The organism is Marinococcus halophilus, assembly GCF_002265875.1.
GTDB lineage: Bacteria > Bacillota > Bacilli > Bacillales > Marinococcaceae > Marinococcus > Marinococcus halophilus.
In genome coordinates this window covers 1-20,289 of sequence record NZ_NPFA01000026.1, presented here as the reverse complement: position 1 = coordinate 20,289, position 20,289 = coordinate 1, and the positions used below count along the sequence as shown (strand labels likewise).

20 protein-coding genes and 1 other RNA gene are annotated in these 20,289 nt (G+C 49.5%); 19 read left to right on the top strand and 2 right to left on the bottom strand.

The window, feature by feature from the left end:
• The 6 genes from trxB to CHL76_RS15625 form a co-directional block, all read left to right on the top strand.
• Nucleotides 1-899, top strand: an 899-nt coding sequence (gene trxB, locus CHL76_RS15650) for a thioredoxin-disulfide reductase (protein ID WP_094909062.1), incomplete at its 5' end; no start/stop codon positions are given.
• A gap of 149 nt (nucleotides 900-1,048) precedes the next feature.
• Nucleotides 1,049-1,522, top strand: a complete 474-nt coding sequence (locus CHL76_RS15645) for an NUDIX hydrolase (RefSeq protein ID WP_079475494.1) — start codon at nucleotides 1,049-1,051, stop codon at nucleotides 1,520-1,522.
• Between the two features lie 16 nt (nucleotides 1,523-1,538).
• Complete coding sequence (gene rapZ / locus CHL76_RS15640; RefSeq protein WP_079475495.1) at nucleotides 1,539-2,423, top strand: RNase adapter RapZ; 885 nt, start codon at nucleotides 1,539-1,541, stop codon at nucleotides 2,421-2,423.
• A gap of 5 nt (nucleotides 2,424-2,428) precedes the next feature.
• Nucleotides 2,429-3,370, top strand: a complete 942-nt coding sequence (locus CHL76_RS15635; RefSeq protein WP_079476991.1) for a gluconeogenesis factor YvcK family protein — start codon at nucleotides 2,429-2,431, stop codon at nucleotides 3,368-3,370.
• A 20-nt stretch (nucleotides 3,371-3,390) separates the two neighbouring features.
• Nucleotides 3,391-4,353 carry a DNA-binding protein WhiA gene (whiA, locus tag CHL76_RS15630; RefSeq protein WP_079475496.1) on the top strand — a complete coding sequence of 321 codons (963 nt, stop codon included), beginning with the start codon at nucleotides 3,391-3,393 and terminating at the stop codon, nucleotides 4,351-4,353.
• 170 nt (nucleotides 4,354-4,523) lie between these two features.
• Entirely contained in the window at nucleotides 4,524-4,781 is a 258-nt protein-coding gene (locus tag CHL76_RS15625; protein ID WP_079475497.1) for an HPr family phosphocarrier protein, read from the top strand.
• A gap of 46 nt (nucleotides 4,782-4,827) precedes the next feature.
• Here CHL76_RS15625 and clpP read toward each other — a convergent pair whose 3' ends face one another.
• Nucleotides 4,828-5,406 carry an ATP-dependent Clp endopeptidase proteolytic subunit ClpP gene (gene clpP / locus CHL76_RS15620; protein ID WP_022793882.1) on the bottom strand — a complete coding sequence of 193 codons (579 nt, stop codon included), beginning with the start codon at nucleotides 5,404-5,406 and terminating at the stop codon, nucleotides 4,828-4,830.
• Nucleotides 5,407-5,775: 369 nt separating this feature from the next.
• On the opposite strand from clpP, the gene rpoN reads away from it, so the two are divergent.
• From rpoN to eno, 7 genes are all read left to right on the top strand, one after another.
• On the top strand, nucleotides 5,776-7,104 hold the full coding sequence (gene rpoN / locus CHL76_RS15615) for an RNA polymerase factor sigma-54 (RefSeq protein ID WP_094909061.1): 1,329 nt from the start codon (nucleotides 5,776-5,778) through the stop codon (nucleotides 7,102-7,104).
• Between the two features lie 286 nt (nucleotides 7,105-7,390).
• On the top strand, nucleotides 7,391-8,437 hold the full coding sequence (locus tag CHL76_RS15610; RefSeq protein ID WP_079475499.1) for a sugar-binding transcriptional regulator: 1,047 nt from the start codon (nucleotides 7,391-7,393) through the stop codon (nucleotides 8,435-8,437).
• A 73-nt stretch (nucleotides 8,438-8,510) separates the two neighbouring features.
• The gene (gene gap, locus CHL76_RS15605) at nucleotides 8,511-9,518 is read left to right on the top strand and encodes a type I glyceraldehyde-3-phosphate dehydrogenase (RefSeq protein WP_079475500.1); all 1,008 of its coding nucleotides are present in this window, start codon (nucleotides 8,511-8,513) and stop codon (nucleotides 9,516-9,518) included.
• Between the two features lie 213 nt (nucleotides 9,519-9,731).
• Nucleotides 9,732-10,922 (top strand): phosphoglycerate kinase, encoded by a 1,191-nt coding sequence (locus tag CHL76_RS15600; RefSeq protein WP_094909060.1) that lies wholly within the window; start codon nucleotides 9,732-9,734, stop codon nucleotides 10,920-10,922.
• A gap of 44 nt (nucleotides 10,923-10,966) precedes the next feature.
• Nucleotides 10,967-11,725, top strand: coding sequence for a triose-phosphate isomerase (gene tpiA, locus CHL76_RS15595; RefSeq protein WP_079475502.1), 759 nt, complete (start codon nucleotides 10,967-10,969; stop codon nucleotides 11,723-11,725).
• Nucleotides 11,722-13,254, top strand: a complete 1,533-nt coding sequence (gene gpmI, locus CHL76_RS15590; RefSeq protein WP_094909059.1) for a 2,3-bisphosphoglycerate-independent phosphoglycerate mutase — start codon at nucleotides 11,722-11,724, stop codon at nucleotides 13,252-13,254. Before tpiA ends, gpmI begins: the two co-directional genes overlap by 4 nt.
• 23 nt (nucleotides 13,255-13,277) lie before the next feature.
• Nucleotides 13,278-14,561: a phosphopyruvate hydratase gene (gene eno / locus CHL76_RS15585; RefSeq protein WP_079475504.1), complete on the top strand. Its 1,284-nt coding sequence runs from the start codon at nucleotides 13,278-13,280 to the stop codon at nucleotides 14,559-14,561.
• 40 nt (nucleotides 14,562-14,601) lie between these two features.
• On the opposite strand, the gene CHL76_RS17235 is transcribed toward eno, so the two are convergent.
• Nucleotides 14,602-14,769, bottom strand: a complete 168-nt coding sequence (locus CHL76_RS17235) for a hypothetical protein (protein WP_198951244.1) — start codon at nucleotides 14,767-14,769, stop codon at nucleotides 14,602-14,604.
• On the opposite strand from CHL76_RS17235, the gene secG reads away from it, so the two are divergent.
• From secG to ssrA, 6 genes are all read left to right on the top strand, one after another.
• A complete protein-coding gene (gene secG, locus CHL76_RS15580; RefSeq protein WP_022793890.1) occupies nucleotides 14,726-14,956 on the top strand; it encodes a preprotein translocase subunit SecG in 231 nt (76 codons plus the stop codon). The two genes, CHL76_RS17235 and secG, sit on opposite strands and share 44 nt — an antisense overlap.
• Nucleotides 14,957-15,124: 168 nt before the next feature.
• Complete coding sequence (locus CHL76_RS15575) at nucleotides 15,125-15,871, top strand: alpha/beta hydrolase (protein ID WP_094909058.1); 747 nt, start codon at nucleotides 15,125-15,127, stop codon at nucleotides 15,869-15,871.
• A gap of 30 nt (nucleotides 15,872-15,901) precedes the next feature.
• Nucleotides 15,902-16,654, top strand: coding sequence for an alpha/beta hydrolase (locus CHL76_RS15570; RefSeq protein WP_269845176.1), 753 nt, complete (start codon nucleotides 15,902-15,904; stop codon nucleotides 16,652-16,654).
• A 48-nt stretch (nucleotides 16,655-16,702) separates the two neighbouring features.
• On the top strand, nucleotides 16,703-19,033 hold the full coding sequence (gene rnr / locus CHL76_RS15565) for a ribonuclease R (RefSeq protein ID WP_094909056.1): 2,331 nt from the start codon (nucleotides 16,703-16,705) through the stop codon (nucleotides 19,031-19,033).
• Nucleotides 19,034-19,112: 79 nt separating this feature from the next.
• A complete protein-coding gene (gene smpB / locus CHL76_RS15560; RefSeq protein ID WP_079475508.1) occupies nucleotides 19,113-19,592 on the top strand; it encodes an SsrA-binding protein SmpB in 480 nt (159 codons plus the stop codon).
• A gap of 75 nt (nucleotides 19,593-19,667) precedes the next feature.
• Nucleotides 19,668-20,029, top strand: a transfer-messenger RNA (tmRNA) gene (gene ssrA, locus CHL76_RS15555).
• Nucleotides 20,030-20,289: the final 260 nt, after the last annotated feature.

Genomic DNA, 20,289 nt, shown 5'->3' with positions numbered 1-20,289 from the left:
CGGCCGGCATGACGGCGGCCGTGTACGCCTCGCGGGCGGAAATGGATACGCTCATGCTTGAGCGCGGCGTGCCCGGCGGGCAGATGGCCAACACCGAGGACGTGGAAAACTACCCGGGCTTTGACCATATCCTCGGGCCCGACCTGTCCACGAAAATGTTCCAGCACGCCCAGAAGTTTGGCGCGGCGTACGCCTACGGCGACGTCTCCCGCGTCGAGGACGGCAAGGAATACAAAACGGTTTATGCCGGCAGCAAGCAGTACAARACGCGGTCGCTKATYATYGCGACCGGSGCGGAGTACAAGCAGCTCGGCGTCGAGGGCGAGCAGGAGCTCGGCGGCCGCGGCGTGTCCTACTGTGCGGTGTGTGACGGCGCCTTTTTCCGGAACAAGGAGATCGTGGTCGTCGGCGGCGGGGACTCCGCCGTCGAGGAGGCGGTGTACCTGACCCGGTTTGCCGACAAGGTGACGGTCATCCACCGCCGCGATGAGCTGCGGGCGCAGAAGATCCTGCAGCAGCGCGCGTTTGTGAACGACAAGATCGACTTCAAGTGGAGCACGGTCGTCAAAACGATCAACGGCGACGGCGGCAAGGTCGGAAGCGTCACGCTGACGGACCTGAAGACCGGCGAGGACTATGACTTTGATACGAGCGGGGCGTTCATCTACATTGGGCTGCTGCCGCTGAACGGGGCGTTTCTCGACCTCGGCATCACGAACGACGAGGGCTATATTGAAACGAACGAGGACATGGAAACGAAGATTCCGGGCGTGTTCGCCGCCGGCGACATCCGGGACAAGTTCCTGCGCCAGATCGTCACGGCCACCGGCGACGGGTCGCTTGCGGCACAGACGGCGCAGCAGTACGTGGAAGAACTGAAAAACGCGGTCGAAGCGTAGGCGCTCCCGCTGAAACAATGAAGCACAGGCGCAGAAAATCATTTCTGCGCCGTTTTTTGGTGTAGAAAACATAAGATACTTTCTTTTGTAAATTGTCTGAACCATCGAAGGATAGTATACTGGAAAAAGGTATATGTGAGGTGGTACACATGCAGCGGGTAACAAATTGTTTTTTACAGCAGGATGATCAACTGCTTATGCTCAAAAAACCAAGTTTCGATTGGTGGAACGCCCCCGGCGGAAAAATGGAGCCGGGGGAATCAGTATATGATTCAGTACAGCGGGAATTTCGTGAAGAAACAGGGCTTACGATTGAACGGCCGCATCTGAGGGGCATTTTTACGTTTATCACAATAGAGAATGGCCTTGAAGCAAATGAATGGATGATGTTTACATTTGAAGCTTTTGGTGCATCCGGCCAGCTGCTTAATGAATCTCCAGAAGGCGTACTCGAATGGAAGCAAAAACGGGAAGTATCTTCTCTTCCGATGGCTGAAGGAGATAAGGCGATTGTAGAGCATATTTTGAATAATAAAGGGACGGTGTATGGTACGTTCCGCTATACAAAAGACCGCCGGCTTCTGGAGAGCCGGCTCGAGCACTCCACGCCATACTACATGTAAAAGAGGGATGCAGACGATGGAACAAGAGCGGAAATCGATTCAGGTGGAAATCATTACCGGGATGTCAGGGGCCGGAAAGACGGTCGCCATCCAGTGCTTTGAAGATCTGGGCTATTACTGTGTAGACAATCTGCCTCCTTCCCTAATCCCGACGTTTATCGATTTAATTGAAACAACAGAAAATAAGACGGATAAAGTAGCCTTCGTGGTGGATCTCAGAACGAGGGAGTTTTTTGACCACCTGTTTGCTTCGATCGATCAGCTTGATCAGCGCAAGGAGCTGTCGACACATATTTTGTTTTTGGATGCTGGAGACCAGGTGCTTGTCAGCCGTTATAAGGAAACGCGGCGCTCGCACCCACTTGCAAGTGAGGAGACACCGCTTGAAGGCATTCAGCTTGAGCGGGAGATGCTGCAGGAATTAAAGGGACGTGCGCGCCATATTATTGATACGAGCAGCCTGAAACCGAGAGAGCTGCGGGAGCGTATATTAACAGATTATGCTGAGAAAAATCAGTCGGTCTTTAATGTGAATGTTATGTCCTTCGGGTTTAAGTATGGAATGCCGATCGATGCAGATCTCGTTTTTGATGTTCGCTTTCTGCCCAACCCTCATTATGTGGAGCACCTGGAGCCAAAAACCGGTCTCGAGGAAGAAGTGTCTTCGTACGTGTTAAAATGGACAGATACAAAAGAATTTATAAATAAACTGGTGGATATGCTTGAATTTATGCTTCCGTTATACAAACAGGAAGGCAAGTCGCAGCTTGTCGTCGCGATTGGATGCACAGGAGGCAAGCACCGCTCCGTGACGCTTGCTGAATACATTGCGTCTTACTTTTCAGAGAAATATGAGACGAATGCCAATCACCGGGACATTGAGGAAGGAAGGAAAAAATAGACGTGATGGACCCGAAGGTTGTAGTGATGGGCGGTGGCACAGGCATAGGTGTTCTGCTCCGGGGGCTGAAACAGTTCCCGGCAGATATTACGGCGATTGTGACCGTCGCAGACGACGGAGGAAGCTCGGGGCGCTTACGGAAAGAGTTTAATATTCCGCCCCCCGGGGACGTAAGAAACGTATTAGTGGCGCTCGCAGAAGTCGAACCATTAATTGAAGAATTGTTCCAGCACCGCTTTGCAAGCGGAGAAGGGCTGACCGGCCATTCCCTTGGGAATCTTCTGGTAGCCGGAATGACTTCCATTACCGGAGACTTTGCCAAAGGAATTACTGAACTAAGTACCGTGTTAAACGTTCGAGGGAAGGTTCTTCCAGCCTCTAACCGAAGCATTGAGCTGTTTGCAAAAATGAAGGACGGCTCTACGGTCTACGGGGAGTCGCTTATTCCAAAAGCCGGCAAGCAGATTGAGCAGGTGTTCATCCACCCGCCGGATGCTGAAGCTCTTCCGGAAACCGTGCGTGCCATTGAACAGGCGGACGTTATTGTCATCGGTCCCGGAAGTTTGTTTACAAGCATTCTGCCGAACTTGATCGTCCCCGGTATCCGGGACGCCATCAACCGTTCGAAGGCCCGGAAGGTATATATTTGCAATGCTATGACACAGCCGGGAGAAACGGACGGATTTTCAGCGTCCGATCATCTGCACGCCCTCGAAAAGCACACAGGGGGCACACTTGTGGATACGATCCTTGTGCATGATGAAGAAATTCCGGTGCCGGTGCTCGAGAACTATGAAAAACAGCAGGCGTTTCCTGTGAGGTGTGATTATGAAAGATTAGAACAGTTTGGGTGCCAGGTAGTAACAGATACGTTTATGCACTATGACGGCCTCGTTCTCCGTCATGATGCCAAAAAGGTATCTGAAGCCCTGCTCGCCCGTGATTGACAGAAAGGCGGTGAAGATGGATGTCTTCATTTGCGGCTATAACAAAGAAAGAATTAACCCAGATCGAGGTAGACGATACGAGCGCTAAAGCAGAACTGGCTGCGTTAATTAGAATGAACGGTTCGATTTCTTTTGGCAACGGCCAGCTGATTTTAGATGTTTCGACTGAAAACGCAGCAATCGCGAGGCGGATCTATTCTTTAATCAAGCGTATTTATAAGGATATGGTCATTGAACTGCTTGTCCGGAAAAAAATGCGTTTAAAAAAGAATAATGTTTATGTGGTGCGGATGGCAGAAGAAACCAAAGAAATGCTGACGGATCTTGCCATCATGGAAAATGGCTATCAGTTTAACCGCTCAATTTCTAATGACGTGATTCCGAATACGGACAGCCGGCGGGCGTATCTGCGCGGAGCCTTTTTAGCCGGGGGATCGGTTAACCATCCGGAAACGTCTTCGTATCACCTCGAAATTTACTCAATGTATGAAGAGCACAACCGGGCTCTCCGGACTCTGATGGAAACATTCGGACTTACATCGAAAAGCCTTGAACGGAAAAAGGGCTATATTCTTTATATTAAGGAAAGCGAAAAAATTACCGAGTTTTTAAATATTATTGGTGCTCACCAGGCCCTGCTGTATTTTGAAGATGTACGGATTATGAAAGACATGAGGAATTCGGTGAACCGTCTCGTAAACTGCGAAACAGCGAATCTCAATAAAACCGTGGGGGCTGCTTTGCGGCAGGTCGAAAACATTCAGCTTGTCCAGGCGGAAGTCGGGCTCGAAAACCTTCCGGAAAAAATCCGCGAGATAGCGATTCTGCGTGTGCAGCATCAGGATGTTACGCTGAAGGAGCTCGGGGAAATGGTACCGAGTGGAAAAGTGAGTAAATCCGGGGTGAATCACCGACTGAGAAAGATCGACCAGATCGCGGAACGTATCCAGGCTGGTAAGCCGCCAATTCCCGAAAAAATTTAATTAGTAAAAACCGGCGCCTGTAGGAAGAGAGGGGGCCTCTACTGCCACAGGCGCCGGTTTACAGCCGTTGTTAAAGCGCTTGCTTAAAAAGTTACCGAATTGACTTACGTTATTGGTGCAAAAAAAGCGGGTACCGGATGAAGACAGATGGAGAAAGGAAGATAATAACTATGGTCGAAAAAACAGTAGAAGTAAATTTGCGCACAGGGCTTCAAGCCCGGCCGGCAGCATTATTCGTTCAGGAGGCGAACCGGTTTCATTCCAACATTTTTCTGGAAAAAGATGAAAAAAAGGTGAATGCTAAAAGCATTATGGGCGTTATGAGCCTCGCAGTACGTACAGGGGCCTCGGTTAAGCTTTCGGCTGAAGGTGCAGACGAAGAGGAAGCGGCCGAATCATTAACGGAGTTTATGAAAAAAGAAATGTGAATAATAAAAATCAGGACAGCGCTATGCCGTCCTGATTTTTTGTCTCTTACTGTCCCATAACCTGGTCCACGAGACCATATTCTTTTGCCTGCTCCGCACTCATAAAGTTATCACGATCGGTATCGCGCTCGATAACTTCAAGCGGCTGGCCGCTGCGGTCAGCAAGGATTTGGTTGAGCTTTTCGCGCATTTTAATAATGCGGCGGGCATGAATTTCAATATCAGCAGCCTGACCCTGAGTGCCGCCGAGCGGCTGGTGAATCATTACTTCACTGTTTGGAAGAGCATAACGCTTGCCTTCCTGGCCGGCTGTAAGAAGAAAAGCACCCATTGATGCTGCCATGCCGACACAGATAGTGGAAACCTGCGGCTTAATGTGCTGCATTGTGTCATAAATAGCCATGCCGGCTGTGATCGAGCCGCCCGGACTATTAATGTAAAGAGAAATGTCTTTCTCCGGATCGTCGGCTTCGAGGAAAAGAAGCTGCGCTACGATCGAGTTGGCTACGTTGTCATCAATGCCCGAGCCAAGCATAATAATGCGGTCTTTCAACAAACGCGAATAAATATCATATGCGCGTTCGCCCCGGTTGGTTTGTTCAATAACTGTTGGTATCAAGTTCATGAAAAGAGTCCTCCTTTAATGAAATGTATGCCTACATTCATGGTAGTTGTATGGAAAATATTTTTCCTTCCGCGTTGCTGTTATTATCATAACTCTTTGGTCAATTAAGGTCAAATAAAAAGTATGCTCCTATTTCATATATTCACACGTCACCTCTCATTCCCTTCATTTTCACAAACATAAACGTGCCGTGTAAATGTTTCTGCTTCAGGATATGCCTTAAGTTATATGAAAAATGATCTGACAAACAAATAGAATGCCCAGATCTATTTTCATATAATACCAATAACTGAACAAGGAAAGATATCGAATTAAGGAAGAAAAATATGTTATGATATAAGAAAGCGTTTCCAAACGGAGGTGGAAATAATGGGTTTAGGGCTTGAATTGCAGCAGAAGCAAGAGATGAGTTTAGTGATGACGCAGGAATTAAAGCAGGCAATTGCCCTGTTGAAGCTGTCGACCCAGGAATTATCTGACTATCTGCAGGAAGAGGCGATGGAAAACCCTCTGATGGATTTAACCATGCCTTCTATTACTGACGGTACTGCGCTGTCTGCCTCTCAAACAGCAGTCCCTGCCTATACCCCGGCATCCGGAAATGAACAGCTGGACTGGCGTGAGCCGGCAGGGGAAACTCTCGAAGATACGCTGAGGGAACAGATTGCCTGCGGCCGTTACAAAGGCAGGGAACGGGAAATACTTCTGTTTTTAGCCGGAAGTGTCGATGAGCGTGGATACTTAGAAGACATCAAATGGGAAATGGAGAAGAAGTTTCAGCTTGAAAGCGAAGAAAGCGAGCAGTATATTTCGACGTTCCAACAGCTTGAACCAGCAGGAGTCGGGGCAAGAAATTTAAAAGAATGCCTCCTTCTGCAGCTTGAACGCTGTCTGGATACGGATCCCTATATTGATCAGGTAGTCGCCGATGACCTCGAGGCGCTAGGAGCAAAGAAATGGCGCTATCTTCAGCAGAAATATCATCTCAGCAAAGAGCAGCTCCAGGAGATTTACACTTGCCTTCAAAAGCTTTCGCCGTATCCTGGGGATGCGTATAGGCAGGAGACATCTATTTCTGTGTCCCCGGATATCCGTGTAGAAGAGGCTGAAGGAAAGTGGGTCGTCACTATTTTAAATGACCGGCTTCCGGAACTGCAGATGAATGAAAAATACTGGCGTCTCTTGCAGCAGGATACCGATGAAGAAGCCAGGCAGTATGCAATGGAAAAATATAAGCAGTTTTTATGGATTGTAAAAAGTGTCGAACAGCGGCAGCAGACGCTGCAGAAAGTGTCAGAAGCGATCGTCGGAGCCCAGAGTGAATACTTAAAGTACGGCGAAGAAAAACTTCGTCCTCTTACGCTCCGGGAAATAGCTGAGCAGGCGGAGGTGCATGAATCCACGGTTTCACGGACGACGAGCCGCAAATACATGCAGACACCTCACGGCCTGGTGGAGCTGAAGCATTTCTTCTCCTCAAAAATTGCGCGCCTGGAAGAAGACGCTTCAAGCAATGGAGTGAAGGCCATGATGAAAAAACTGATTAAAGAAGAAAATAAAGAAAAGCCTCTTTCGGACCAAAAGCTTGCAGATCTGCTGCAGCAGGAACAGAAGTGTACGATTTCAAGGCGGGCGGTTGCGAAATACAGAACAGAACTCCGCATTCCTTCTTCCTCCCAGCGCAAGCAGCCAGTATAGCCAGTATCCTCCTTGCGAAAAAGGAGGATTTTTTATGCATAAAATTATCAGTATTCGGGTAATAATATTAATGTAACAACTTGAAAATCACGGTGAACATTTGCGTTGATTTTCCAGATGCAGATTGCTACAATGAAATTGTGAACAAAACGTTCATTTTTTTATAAAATGAGCGGGACAGAAAATGTCTCTCCGGGACCTTATTAGTCCCGGAGGGGGAAGTGAAGATCAATGATGAGGAGTGGCTTGAAATAAGCTGCTGCCACAGGTTCGGTGGTGTAGCAATATGTTACGTGACGTATTGGAGATGCAGCGGAAACTGCAGCCTGATGTGCTCGAAACGTTAGGGAAGAGGTACCGCATTTTGCAATACATCCGCCTGATGCAGCCGATTGGAAGAAGAACCCTTGCCACTCAGCTATCCATTTCAGAGCGGGTTCTGCGCAGTGAAACAGATTTTTTGAAGCAGCAGGGGCTTATTCTGATGCAAAGCGCAGGGATGCTTTTAACTGAAGAAGGCACCAAGCTGCTCGAAGGACTCGAACAGACAGTCAAATATACTTTTGGCCTCGAGGAATTGGAGCAGAGGCTGGCGGGTTATTTATCCGTGCCTAAGGTTATCGTGGTGGCGGGGGATAGCGACGAGCTGCCGGTGGTGAAAAAGGAACTCGGACGGGCTGTGGTACAGCAGATGAAAAACCGTGTGCGTTCCGGGGACGTCATTGCGGTAGCCGGCGGTACGACGCTTGCTTCAGCTGCTGAAATGATGGTCCCTGACCCGAGATGGCAAAACACTATTTTTGTACCGGCCCGCGGCGGCCTAGGGGAAAAAGTAGAAATTCAGGCCAACACTATCAGCTCCGCCATGGCGATGAAGGCCCAGGCCTCGTACCGGCTGCTTCATGTTCCCGACCAGCTGAGCGAGGATACGAGACGTTCGCTCATGCAGGAACCCGGAGTGCAGGAAGTGCTCGATCTGCTGAGCACGGCATCGATTGTGGTTCACGGCATTGGAGAAGCAAAAACGATGGCCGGCCGGCGGACGACGAGTGCTTCCCTGCGCAGCAGACTGGAGGAAGAGTCGGCGGTGGCCGAGTCATTTGGCTACTACGTTAACCAGGATGGACAAGTGGTGCACCGGGAAAATACGGTGGGCCTGCAGTGGGACGAGCTCCGGCGGGACCAGACAGTAATCACCGTAGCCGGGGGATCGAGCAAGGCAAAGGCAATTGACGCTTATATGCGCTACCGCCCAAGCAGCATACTGATTACCGATGAGGGCGCAGCGAAAGCCATTTTAGAACAAAACGATGCGCCGGAGGCAACTGAGTAACAGGCAGAATACCTGCCGCATTATGCTGCAGTAGCTTTCACAATTATTTATATTCCAAGGAGGAAAAATCATTATGGCAACAAAAATTGGTATTAACGGTTTTGGACGTATTGGACGTAACGTTTACCGGGCAGCTTTAAACAACCCGGACGTGGAAGTAGTAGCAGTAAACGACCTGACTGACACTGATACACTTGCGCACCTTTTAAAATATGACACCGTCCACGGAACGCTTGACGCAGAAATCGAAGCAAGCGGTGACAACCTTACAATTAACGGCCACAAGCTGACCGTTTTCTCTGAAAAAGATCCAGCGAAAATCGACTGGAAAGGCGTAGAAGCCGAAATCGTTGTTGAATCTACAGGCATCTTTACGCAGCGTGATCAGGCTGCCAAACACCTTGAAGGCGGAGCGAAAAACGTTATCATTTCCGCACCGGCTAAAGGCGTGGACGCCACGTTTGTTGTCGGCGTTAACGAAGGCGAATTCAAGCCGGATGAGCATAAAGTCGTTTCTAACGCATCCTGCACAACCAACTGCCTGGCTCCAGTAGCTAAAGTACTGGATGAAAAATTCGGCATCAAACGCGGCCTGATGAATACAGTTCACTCCTACACGAGTGACCAGCAGATCCAGGACGGCCCGCACAAAGATCTTCGCCGTGCGCGCGCTGGCGCTGAAAACATCATTCCGACAACTACAGGCGCCGCTCAGGCAGTAGCACTCGTGCTTCCGCAGCTTGACGGTAAGCTTACTGGCGGTGCGATGCGTGTTCCTACTCCAAACGTTTCCCTTGTGGACTTCGTAGCAGAACTCGACAAGGACGTAACAGTAGACGAGTTGAACAACGCATTGAAAGAAGCTTCTGAATCTGACGAACTGAAAGGCATTCTTGGTTACAGTGAAGAGCCGCTCGTATCGAAGGACTACAACGGAAGCGCTTATTCTTCCACGGTAGACGCTCTTTCAACACTCGTTATGCAGGACAACATGGTCAAAGTAATCGCTTGGTACGACAACGAATTCGGTTATTCCAGCCGTGTTGTGGACCTCGCAGCAAGCTTTGGCAAAAAACTGTAAACCATTTATTTAGTGCTTGGGAAAGGGAGGAGAATATTATTTCTTCCTCCCTTTTTTAAGTCTATACAGCTCTATTTTCCGGCCTGCCGGACATCAGATGCTCTCACGAAGCATTAAAAATAGACGTTCCAGTTTTTTCTGCGGCGGGTAAAGAACGGGAGTGCAGATTTTTGTTATGATAGATGAGGAAGAAAAATTAAGGGAGGTTTGGCAATGGCGTTAAATAAGAAAACCATCCGCGATTTAGATTTGAAAGGCAAAACGGTATTTTGCCGCGTTGATTTCAACGTGCCAATGAAAGATGAAAGCATTACGGATGACGCACGGATTCGTGCAGCTGTACCAACAATTCAATACTTATCCGAACAGGGAGCGCGTGTCATTCTCGGAAGCCACCTTGGACGCCCGAAAGGGGAAGCGGTGGACGAGCTTCGTCTCGGACCGGCAGCAGCCCGTCTTGGCGAAATTATGAATGTCGATGTGAAGAAGGTCGACGAAGTATACGGCGAAGAGGCTAAGCAGACAGCGGCATCCCTGGAGAACGGAGAAATCATGCTTCTTGAAAACCTGCGCTTTGAAGCAGGGGAAGAGGAAAATGATGAAACTCTGGCAAAGAACATAGCATCCCTTGCAGACATTTACGTAAATGATGCCTTCGGTGCGGCTCACCGGGCTCACGCGTCTACGGAAGGAGTGGCGCGCCACCTTCCGTCCGCAGCCGGCCTGCTGATGGAAAAAGAACTCGAGGTGCTCGGCCAGGCTCTTGAGGACCCGGACCGTCCATTTACAGCAATCGTTGGGGGAGCAAAAGTAAAAGACAAAATCGGCGTTATCGATAACCTCCTCGATATCGTGGATAACCTCATTATCGGCGGTGGACTCGCCTACACGTTCGTTAAAGCGAGAGGCTATGAGATCGGCAAGTCCATGCTTGAAGAAGATAAGCTTGATATGGCCAGAAAATTCATGCAGAAAGCTGAAGATAAGGGCGTAAACTTTTACATGCCAAAGGACGTTATTGTTTCCGACGATTTCAGCGACGATGCAAACACGCAGGCAGTGAGTATTGACAGCATCCCATCCGATTGGGAAGCCTTGGACATCGGGCCCGAAACGAGAAAGGAATATGCCAACGTCATCAAGGATTCGAAGCTTGTGATCTGGAACGGGCCGGTTGGCGTGTTTGAATTCACTACGTTTGAAAAGGGCACGCGTTCCATCGCTGAGGCAATGGCTGAAGCTTCCGGCACGTACACGGTTATCGGCGGCGGAGACTCGGCGGCAGCGGTAGAAAAATTCGGGCTGGCAGATAAAATGAGCCATATGTCCACCGGCGGCGGTGCTTCGCTTGAATTCATCGAAGGCAAAGTTCTGCCAGGTGTAGCAGCACTGGATGATAAATAGGCAGGCAGCACGTATATTTACTATAATCTTAGCGGGGTGAAACAATGAGGAAACCAATCATAGCAGGCAACTGGAAGATGAATAAGCTTCACGGTGAAGCAGTGGATTTTATCGAGCAGGTAGCAGGCAAAGTACCGAACGCAGAAGAGGTGGAAACGGTAGTATGCGCACCGGCTCTGTTTTTGAAGGACATGAATGAGGCAGCAGCATCGAGCGACGTGAAAATCGGCGCCCAGAATATGCACCAGGAAGACAGCGGTGCGTTCACGGGCGAAATCAGTCCGGCAGCGCTCGCAGACTTAGGCATTCCTTACGTCATCATCGGCCACTCCGAACGCCGCGAAATGTTTAACGAAACCGACGAAACCGTCAATCAAAAAGTAAAAGCAGCCCTGAACCACGGGTTAACACCGATCATGTGCTGCGGGGAGTCCCTTGAGCAGAAGGAAAACGGCTCTACAGAAGCAGTCGTGCGCGAACAGATTGAAAAAGGCTTTGCCGGACTGAGTGCGGAGGACGCTGCGAAAGTGGTTGTTGCTTACGAGCCAATCTGGGCTATCGGCACAGGCAAATCATCGACTGCCGAGGACGCGGATGAAACGTGCGGTTCGGTAAGAAAAGCACTTGCCGGGCAGTACGATCAGGATACAGCTGACAAAGTACGCATTCAATACGGCGGCAGTGTAAAACCGGAAAACATCGAAACGTACATGGCGAAAGAGCACATCGACGGTGCCCTTGTCGGCGGTGCGAGCCTGAAGCCGGATGCGTTCCTGGAGCTTGCTGAGGCGGGAAAACAATGAGCAATCAGCCAGTAGCACTGATTATCCTGGACGGCTATGCCTGCCGGGAGGAAACCAAAGGGAACGCGGTAGCTAAGGCAAGCACGCCAAACTTTGACCGCTATTGGAAGCAGTATCCACATGAAACGCTGACGGCTTTCGGCGAAGCCGTCGGCCTGCCTGAAGGACAGATGGGCAACTCAGAAGTCGGCCATATGAATATCGGGGCCGGCCGGGTCGTTTATCAAAGCCTTTCTTTAATTAATAAGGGCATTAAAGAAGGAACGTTCAAAAACAATCAGGCATTTCAACATGCCGTGGACCATGTGAAAGAAAACGACAGCGCCCTTCATTTATTCGGCCTGCTTTCTGATGGCGGGGTCCACAGCCATATAGACCATTTAAAAGCACTGCTCGACATGGCGAATGAAAAAGAAATCGAGCGTGTATACGTTCATGCCTTTTTGGATGGCCGTGATGTGGGGCAGCGTTCCGCTAAACAGTATGTATCCGAAGTGGAAGACTATATGAAAGAAATCGGTACCGGCGATATTGCGACGGTTCAGGGCCGGTACTATGCAATGGATCGTGACAACCGCTGGGAACGTGTGGATAAATCGTACCGGGCTATTACGTACGGGGAAGGACCTTCCTACGAAACAGCTGAAGAAGCTGTGGACGCTTCATACGAAGAAGAGGTTTGGGATGAATTTGTGCTGCCATCGGTTATTACAAAAGAAGGAGAAGCAGTCGGCCGTCTGCAGGACAATGACGCAGTGATCTTCTTCAACTTCCGTCCGGACCGTGCCATTCAACTGTCACAGGTATTTACGCAGGATGGTTTTAACGGTTTGGAACGCGGAGACAAATTCCCATCCAATCTGAAATTTGTCAGTATGACGCAGTACAGTGATTCAGTAAATGCAGAAATTGCCTACCCTCCGCAGGACCTGGTCAATACAATGGGTGAAATCGTTTCAGATGCTGGACTCCACCAGCTTCGTATTGCAGAAACAGAAAAGTATCCGCATGTCACCTTTTTCTTCAGCGGTGGACGCGAGGAAGAGTTTAAGGGTGAAACGCGGGTGCTGATCGATTCGCCTAAGGTAGCCACGTACGACCTGCAGCCGGAAATGAGCATATATGAAGTGACTGAGGCGCTTGAAAGCGAAATTCAGTCTGAAAAACATGATTTTATCGTGCTGAACTTTGCCAATCCGGACATGGTCGGCCATTCTGGTGACCTTGAGGCCACGGTTAAAGCAATTGAAGCAGTGGATGAATGCCTCGGACGGGTCGTGGACCTGCTGCACGATAAGGGCGGACGTGCCATTATTACAGCAGACCACGGAAACTCTGATGAAGTAACAACGCCGGATGATAAACCGATGACAGCCCATACGACCAATCCAGTGCCAGTCATCGTCACTGGCGATGAGAATGCAAAGCTCCGCAAAGGCGGCGTGCTCGCTGACCTGTGTCCAACAGCCGTAGAGCTGCTGCAGATAGAAAAACCAAAAGAAATGACGGGGCAGTCCCTCATTCAATAATCAATCATAGGAGTGAATCATTTATGAGTTTAATTGCAGATATTTACGCACGCGAAGTACTCGATTCCCGTGGGAATCCAACGGTAGAAGTAGAAGTATTTACAGAGACTGGCGCTTTTGGACGCGCCCTCGTGCCAAGCGGCGCTTCCACCGGTGAATATGAAGCAGTAGAGCTTCGTGACGGCGGCGACCGCTTTATGGGTAAAGGCGTCACTAAAGCAGTCGACAATGTGAATGAAACGATCGCCGAAGAAATCATCGGCTTTGATGTAACAGACCAGACAGGCATCGACCAGGCAATGATCGAACTTGACGGAACAGACAACAAAGGCAGCTTCGGTGCCAATGCCATTCTGGGTGTTTCGATGGCGGTAGCCCGTGCGGCTGCAGACGAACTCGGGGTGACGCTGTACGAATACCTCGGCGGCTTTAATGCAAAAACCCTTCCGGTTCCAATGATGAATATCCTGAACGGCGGCGAGCACGCAGACAACAACGTTGACTTCCAGGAGTTCATGGTTATGCCTGTCGGCGCCAGTAACTTCCTTGAAGCTGTCCGTATGGGTGCAGAAATCTTCCATAACCTGAAGAAAGTACTTGGAAGCAAAGGTTATAATACTGGTGTCGGCGACGAAGGCGGCTTCGCCCCGAACCTCGGTTCGAACGAAGAAGCACTCCAAACGATCATTGAAGCTATCGAAAAAGCAGGCTATAAACCGGGCGAAGAGATTATGCTTGCGATGGATTCTGCAGCTTCTGAAATGTACGAAGACGGAAAATACCATCTCAAAGGTGAAGGCGTTGTGAAAACAGCGGACGAAATGATCGAATTTTACCAGGATATGGTGTCGAAATATCCTATCGTCTCTATTGAAGACGGCCTGGATGAAAACGACTGGGAAGGCTTCAAAAAGCTTACAGACGCTCTTGGCGACAAAGTACAGCTTGTGGGCGACGACTTGTTTGTGACCAACACCAACAAGCTGAAAGAAGGTATTGAAAAAGGCATTGGCAACTCCATTCTGATCAAGGTGAACCAGATCGGCACGTTGACTGAAACCTTTGATGCTATTGAAATGGCGAAGCGTGCTGGTTACACAGCCGTCATTTCCCACCGTTCCGGTGAAACAGAAGATACGACAATCGCGGACATCGCAGTAGCGACCAACGCGGGTCAAATCAAAACAGGCGCTCCGTCCCGTACGGATCGTGTGGCAAAATACAACCAGCTTCTGCGCATCAATGACGAGCTGGCGGAAACCGCTGTTTACCTGGGCAAGGATGCTTTTTATAACCTGAACAAATAATTGCTTTTCGACCGCGGCCCGGTATACGGGCTGCGGTTTTTTATAATTGAATAAACCACCTCTGCCACGCGGCATTCAGCCTGTATTGCTGCATATGCTTGCGCTGCACGTGCTGGTGTGTTACATTAATACAAGCGTAATTGGAACGTGGAGGTGTACGGGTGATGATAACGGCGTTGTACGTTGCATTAATAGTCGTTGCGGTCATGCTTATTGCAATTATCTTATTGCAGTCAGGCCGAAGCAGCGGTTTGGCAGGAGCAATTTCCGGCGGAGCCGAACAAATGGTTGGCAAACAGAAAGCGAGAGGCATCGAGGCCTTTCTGATTCAGTTTACAGTAGTTCTGGCTGTGTTGTTTTTTGTTCTTACCATACTCATCGCCTATTTTGTCTAACAGACAGTATAGGAAGCTATCTCAGCAGCGGACGGTTCCAGCGTTCGCTGTTTTTTCTGTTGCCGGCTGATGTTTGCTTTTCCTGTATTTAGTGAATCAAAGAAGCAGGTGGAAGTTTAGCGTTTTAGTGAGAGGCTAAAGGTAAATAAAAAATAGGGGACCAGAAACATGAAGACAACCACGAAAAACCAGACGATTGGATGTTTGTGTCTGCATGGATTTACGGGCTCCCCGTGGGAAATCGAGCCAATTGCTGAGAACCTCCGTGCTTCGACGGACTGGATGGTGGAAACGCCGGTCCTGCCCGGGCATGCATATGGCAGCTTCAGCATTCAAAACCGGGTTTCCTATATCACATGGATTCACGCAGCCGACCGCGCGGCTAAAAGGCTCGCGGCTGCCTGCAGCACCCTGTATGTGATCGGATTCTCGATGGGCGGCCTGCTTGCCTGCTATGTTGCGGCCCGCTATAGAGTGGAGCGGCTTGTGCTGATTGGCACGCCGATGGAGTATATTAATCCCGTCCAGTTTTTAAAGGACACGCTGCTCGTAGCGATTGGCCGGGCGAGAGGATCGCTGCACCCGTGGTACGGCGTAGCTGCAGAAAAATTAAGAACCCCCGGATGGGCGCTTAGAGAATTTCAGCAGGCAGCACGGGTGCTGCGGCCATTTGTTGGAAAAGTATCCTGCCCGGTGTTTATTGGCCAGGGCGAAAAGGACGGCCTGGTACCGGTCCGGAGCGCCGCGCGTATATACAAAACAGTGCAGAGTCCAGTAAAACAGTTTGTGATTTACAAAAGCGGCAAGCATTTTCTCTTTCACGGCCCCCACCTTCATGAAACAGTAAAAGATGTACGGTTATTTTTAACAGCAAAACAAATAAATTCTGAAAACCTTATGCGAACGATAGAATAAATTGAATAGAAGAAAGATAGGAGACGATGAATCATGCGTGTAGTACCCCCTAAATCATTTACCTTTGAAGGAGGAAACCGTGCAGTTCTACTGCTGCACGGATTCACAGGATCCTCGGCGGATGTGCGGATGATGGGACGCTTTTTGGAAAAGAAAGGTTATACTGTACATGCGCCGGTATACAAAGGACACGGTGTTCCGCCGGAAGAGCTGATGGAAACGGACTACCATGACTGGTGGGAAGACGTCAAAGCGGGAATGAACGAATTAAAAGAGAGAGGCTTTGACCAGATAGCGGTGGGGGGCCTTTCTCTCGGCGGACTGATGGCTTTGCGTGTGGCGTATCATTACGATGTCCTTGGAGTTATTCCGATGAGCGCCCCAATGTCAACGTTCAACAACGCGGACAAATTATATGGCGACGTCATCAATTACGCGAAAGAATTTAAACGCCTGGAAGGAAAAGACCAGGACCAGATTGATAAAGAAATTATGGAATTCCGTCAGCTGCCGACGGACACCCTGCACTCGGTCAACCGGCTGATCCGGGAAGTGGCAGACGGCCTGGATATGGTTCACGTTCCGGCAATGATTGTGCAGGGCGAAAAAGATGATATGATTGCAGAAGACAGCGCAAATATCATTTATGAAGAAATCTCTTCAGAGGATAAACAGATTAAGTGGTATCCGGACTCCCCGCACGTCATTACCCTCGGGAATGACCGCGATGAACTGAACGAAGATGTTTATCAGTTTTTAGACGGATTGAATTGGTCAAAATAACAAAGAGTGTAAAACTCAAAACGTTTATCACAACAAAATTGAAAGGAGATGAAAACGTTGGACCAGGAAATAAAACAGACACTGCTGAATTACCTGAAAAACGATTCTGCGGGCCCTGCAACCATTGAGGAGATCCAGGAAACGCTTCAGGCGGATTCGGCGGAAGATATTAAGCGTCTCATGAAGACGCTAAATGAAATGGAGGACAGCGGAGACGTTGTCCGGACGAGAAGCAACCGCTACGGCATACCGGAGAAAATGAATCTGATGCGCGGGCGCGTGCAGAGTCATGCCAAAGGCTTTGCCTTTATTATTCCGGAGGAGAAAGAACGTGACGACGTTTTTGTGCCGGCCGGCGAAATTAACGGAGCCATGAATAAAGACACCGTACTTGTTCGTATCTCGGACTCGAGTCAGGGGAGTAAAACCGAAGGCACGATTATCCGTATCATCGAACGCGGTATTGAAAAGGTCGTTGGCACGTACCAGCGCTACGGTAACTACGGATTCGTGGCGGCGGATGATAAGCATATCCGCGATGACATTTATATTCCACAGGACGCGGAAAACGGAGCAGTGGACGGCCATAAGGTTGTCGTAGAGCTGACTAAATATCCGGATGCGGTTTCAGGAGCTGAAGGGAAAGTCGTCAATATCATCGGGCATAAAAATGACCCGGGCGTGGATATTCTGTCGATCATCCATAAGCACGGCCTTCCGGGAGATTTCCCGGAGGAAGCTGTGGAACAGGCACAAAAGACCCCCGATGTAATCGATGAAAGTGAGATTAAACAGCGCCGGGATCTTCGCGATGAAACTATTGTTACGATCGACGGAGCGGACGCAAAGGATCTTGATGACGCCGTGACGGTGACGAAGTACAATAATGGCAACTACAAGCTCGGTGTTCACATTGCGGACGTCAGCTATTACGTGGATGAAGGAACACCTATTGATGTAGAAGCCGGTGAACGGGCTACGAGTGTATACTTGGTGGACCGGGTGATCCCGATGATTCCGCACCGTTTGTCAAATGGCATCTGCAGCCTGAACCCGCAGGTAGACCGGCTGACGCTCTCGTGCGAAATGGAAGTGTCACCGCAGGGTGAAGTCGTCAATCATGAAATTTTTGAAAGTGTGATCCGGACTGCTGCCCGTATGACGTATAACGATGTCCGCCTGATTCTTGAAGAGAACAACCAGGCGAAACGGGAGGAGTACAGCGAACTCGTGCCAATGTTTGAACGCATGGAAGAGCTCGCAGCAATTCTTCGTGAAAAGCGGTTTGGAAGAGGCGCCATCGATTTTGATTTCAAAGAAGCGCAGGTGCTCGTGGATGAAACGACGGCCCCAACAGACGTAGTGCTGCGCGAGCGCTCGGTTGCTGAAAAGCTGATTGAAGAATTTATGCTGGCTGCCAATGAAACGGTAGCCGAACACTTCCACTGGATGAAGGTGCCCTTTGTCTACCGGATTCACGAAGATCCGGCTGAAGACAAGCTGCAGTCATTTGTGGAGTTTGTGACGAACTTTGGCTACGCAGTGAAAGGGACCGCAAATAAGGTACACCCTCGTGCGCTCCAGGAGGTTCTCGATGCCGTGAAGGGGGAACCGGAGCAGGCAGTGATCAGTACGGTCATGCTGCGCTCAATGCAGCAGGCTAAGTATGATCCGGAAAATGCCGGCCACTTTGGCCTGGCGGCGGACTTCTATACCCATTTCACATCACCAATCCGCCGGTACCCGGACTTGATTGTGCACCGGCTGATCCGTACGTATTTAGTAAACAAACGAATGGACGACAAAACCCAGCAGAAATGGAAAAATGAGCTGCCGGAGATTACCCGTCATTCCTCCGAGATGGAGCGCCGGGCCATCGACGCCGAGCGCGAAGTTGACAGCATGAAAAAAGCCCAGTATATGAAAGACAAAATCGGGGAAGAATTCACCGGTTTTGTAAGCGGAGCCGCCAACTTCGGCCTGTTTGTGGAACTCGAAAACACCATTGAAGGCATGGTGCACATCAGCTATTTAACTGATGATTATTACCACTATGATCCGAAGCAGTATGCCCTGATTGGTGAGCGTACAGCGAATATGTACCGTATCGGCGATCAGGTGGAGGTACGCGTTCTGAACGTAAACCTTGAAGAAGCTGCGATCGACTTTGAGGTTGTCGGCATGAAGCGTCCGGCAAAAGCCCGCCGCAAAGAGTCCACGAAAGTGATTCAGGGAGATAAGGGCAAACGCCCGGGCCGAAAAGAAGGCCAGGGTGAAAAGAAAGACGGCAATAAAAAAGACGGTGGCCGTAAAAAAGGAAAATCCGGCAATAAAAAGCCGTTTTATTCGAAAGTATCAAAAAACAACAAAAAGAAATAATCCGGTTGTGGCAGCCCGGGAAGTTAGGCTATAGCCGGGCTGCCGTGGTAAACTAAAGAATGAAGGCAGGTGAACGGGGATGGCCGTAAAAACGGAAAACCGGGTGCTGGCGCAAAATCGGAAAGCCCGTCATGATTATACTATCGAAGATACCTTTGAAGCAGGTATTGAGCTGCGGGGCACAGAGATAAAGTCAATCCGTGCCGGGAGGATGAATCTAAAGGACAGCTTCGGAAAAATCGATAATAATGAGCTGTTTTTGCATAACGCCCACATCAGCCCGTATGAGCAGGGAAACCAGTTTAACCATGACCCCCTGCGTACGAGAAAGCTCTTGCTGCATCGCCGGGAAATTAATAAACTCATCGGCAAAAGCATGCAGTCCGGCTATTCCATTATCCCATTAAAGGTTTATATCAAAAACGGCAAAGCTAAGGTGCTAATCGGCCTTGCCAAGGGTAAGAAAAAATACGACAAACGCCAGGCTCTTAAAGAACAGGACGCCAAACGCGAAATGGATAAAGCCATCAACCGGAGCATGAAGGGTATGAGCGACTAGATTGACACGCCCGGGGCCTATCGTTATAATATAGTATGTCGCTCATAAACTATGAGCGCATGCTTAACTTCACATGGGGACGTTACGGCTTCGACAGGGATAGGTTGAGCTTTAGCTGCGAGCCGAGAGGCAGCTCGTAAAAATGCCACGCCAATAATAACTGGCAAAAACAACGAAAACCTCGCAGTAGCAGCGTAACAACTGCTCATGCGGATCCCGCATTCCATCGCCCGCGTGGAATGATTTGGGGTCTCACTCTTAGTGGGCTACGCAGTTCGCCCTCCGTCTGAGGGCGGCTGAAGAGACTAATCAGACTAGCCGTACGAAAGCCTGTTGCTAGGCTGACGTACTGGCGAATGATAATATAGCGACTACGCTCGTAGATGCTAAAGTGGCAATATCTCTGGACGTGGGTTCGAATCCCACCGTCTCCACCATACATACAGGAGACATAAAGTGCTTACGGCTTACCAGCCGTAGGCACTTTTTTTTGTGTTTTTTATTAGCAGCTCCGCACAGGCCGTTCTGTCTTTTTACCTTTTTTCTTAGCTTGAATTGTAATATTAAGCGCAACACGTAAAAAATAAAAAACACCCATGGTATCCCTGGGTAAAATGAAAGTACCACCAAACACTCACACGGAGGGATACCATGAGCTACTCTCATCTTACCATGATCGAACGCGGACAACTAGAGG

Bases quoted from the DNA above. Each gene is read 5' to 3' on its own strand.
- CHL76_RS15645 (WP_079475494.1), top strand. From the start codon at position 1,049: ATGCAGCGGGTAACAAATTGTTTTTTACAGCAGGATGATCAACTGCTT.
- rapZ (WP_079475495.1), top strand. From the start codon at position 1,539: ATGGAACAAGAGCGGAAATCGATTCAGGTGGAAATCATTACCGGGATG.
- CHL76_RS15635 (WP_079476991.1), top strand. From the start codon at position 2,429: ATGGACCCGAAGGTTGTAGTGATGGGCGGTGGCACAGGCATAGGTGTT.
- whiA (WP_079475496.1), top strand. From the start codon at position 3,391: ATGTCTTCATTTGCGGCTATAACAAAGAAAGAATTAACCCAGATCGAG.
- CHL76_RS15625 (WP_079475497.1), top strand. From the start codon at position 4,524: ATGGTCGAAAAAACAGTAGAAGTAAATTTGCGCACAGGGCTTCAAGCC.
- clpP (WP_022793882.1), bottom strand. From the start codon at position 5,406: ATGAACTTGATACCAACAGTTATTGAACAAACCAACCGGGGCGAACGC.
- rpoN (WP_094909061.1), top strand. From the start codon at position 5,776: ATGGGTTTAGGGCTTGAATTGCAGCAGAAGCAAGAGATGAGTTTAGTG.
- CHL76_RS15610 (WP_079475499.1), top strand. From the start codon at position 7,391: ATGTTACGTGACGTATTGGAGATGCAGCGGAAACTGCAGCCTGATGTG.
- gap (WP_079475500.1), top strand. From the start codon at position 8,511: ATGGCAACAAAAATTGGTATTAACGGTTTTGGACGTATTGGACGTAAC.
- CHL76_RS15600 (WP_094909060.1), top strand. From the start codon at position 9,732: ATGGCGTTAAATAAGAAAACCATCCGCGATTTAGATTTGAAAGGCAAA.
- tpiA (WP_079475502.1), top strand. From the start codon at position 10,967: ATGAGGAAACCAATCATAGCAGGCAACTGGAAGATGAATAAGCTTCAC.
- gpmI (WP_094909059.1), top strand. From the start codon at position 11,722: ATGAGCAATCAGCCAGTAGCACTGATTATCCTGGACGGCTATGCCTGC.
- eno (WP_079475504.1), top strand. From the start codon at position 13,278: ATGAGTTTAATTGCAGATATTTACGCACGCGAAGTACTCGATTCCCGT.
- secG (WP_022793890.1), top strand. From the start codon at position 14,726: ATGATAACGGCGTTGTACGTTGCATTAATAGTCGTTGCGGTCATGCTT.
- CHL76_RS17235 (WP_198951244.1), bottom strand. From the start codon at position 14,769: ATGACCGCAACGACTATTAATGCAACGTACAACGCCGTTATCATCACC.
- CHL76_RS15575 (WP_094909058.1), top strand. From the start codon at position 15,125: ATGAAGACAACCACGAAAAACCAGACGATTGGATGTTTGTGTCTGCAT.
- rnr (WP_094909056.1), top strand. From the start codon at position 16,703: ATGAAAACGTTGGACCAGGAAATAAAACAGACACTGCTGAATTACCTG.
- smpB (WP_079475508.1), top strand. From the start codon at position 19,113: ATGGCCGTAAAAACGGAAAACCGGGTGCTGGCGCAAAATCGGAAAGCC.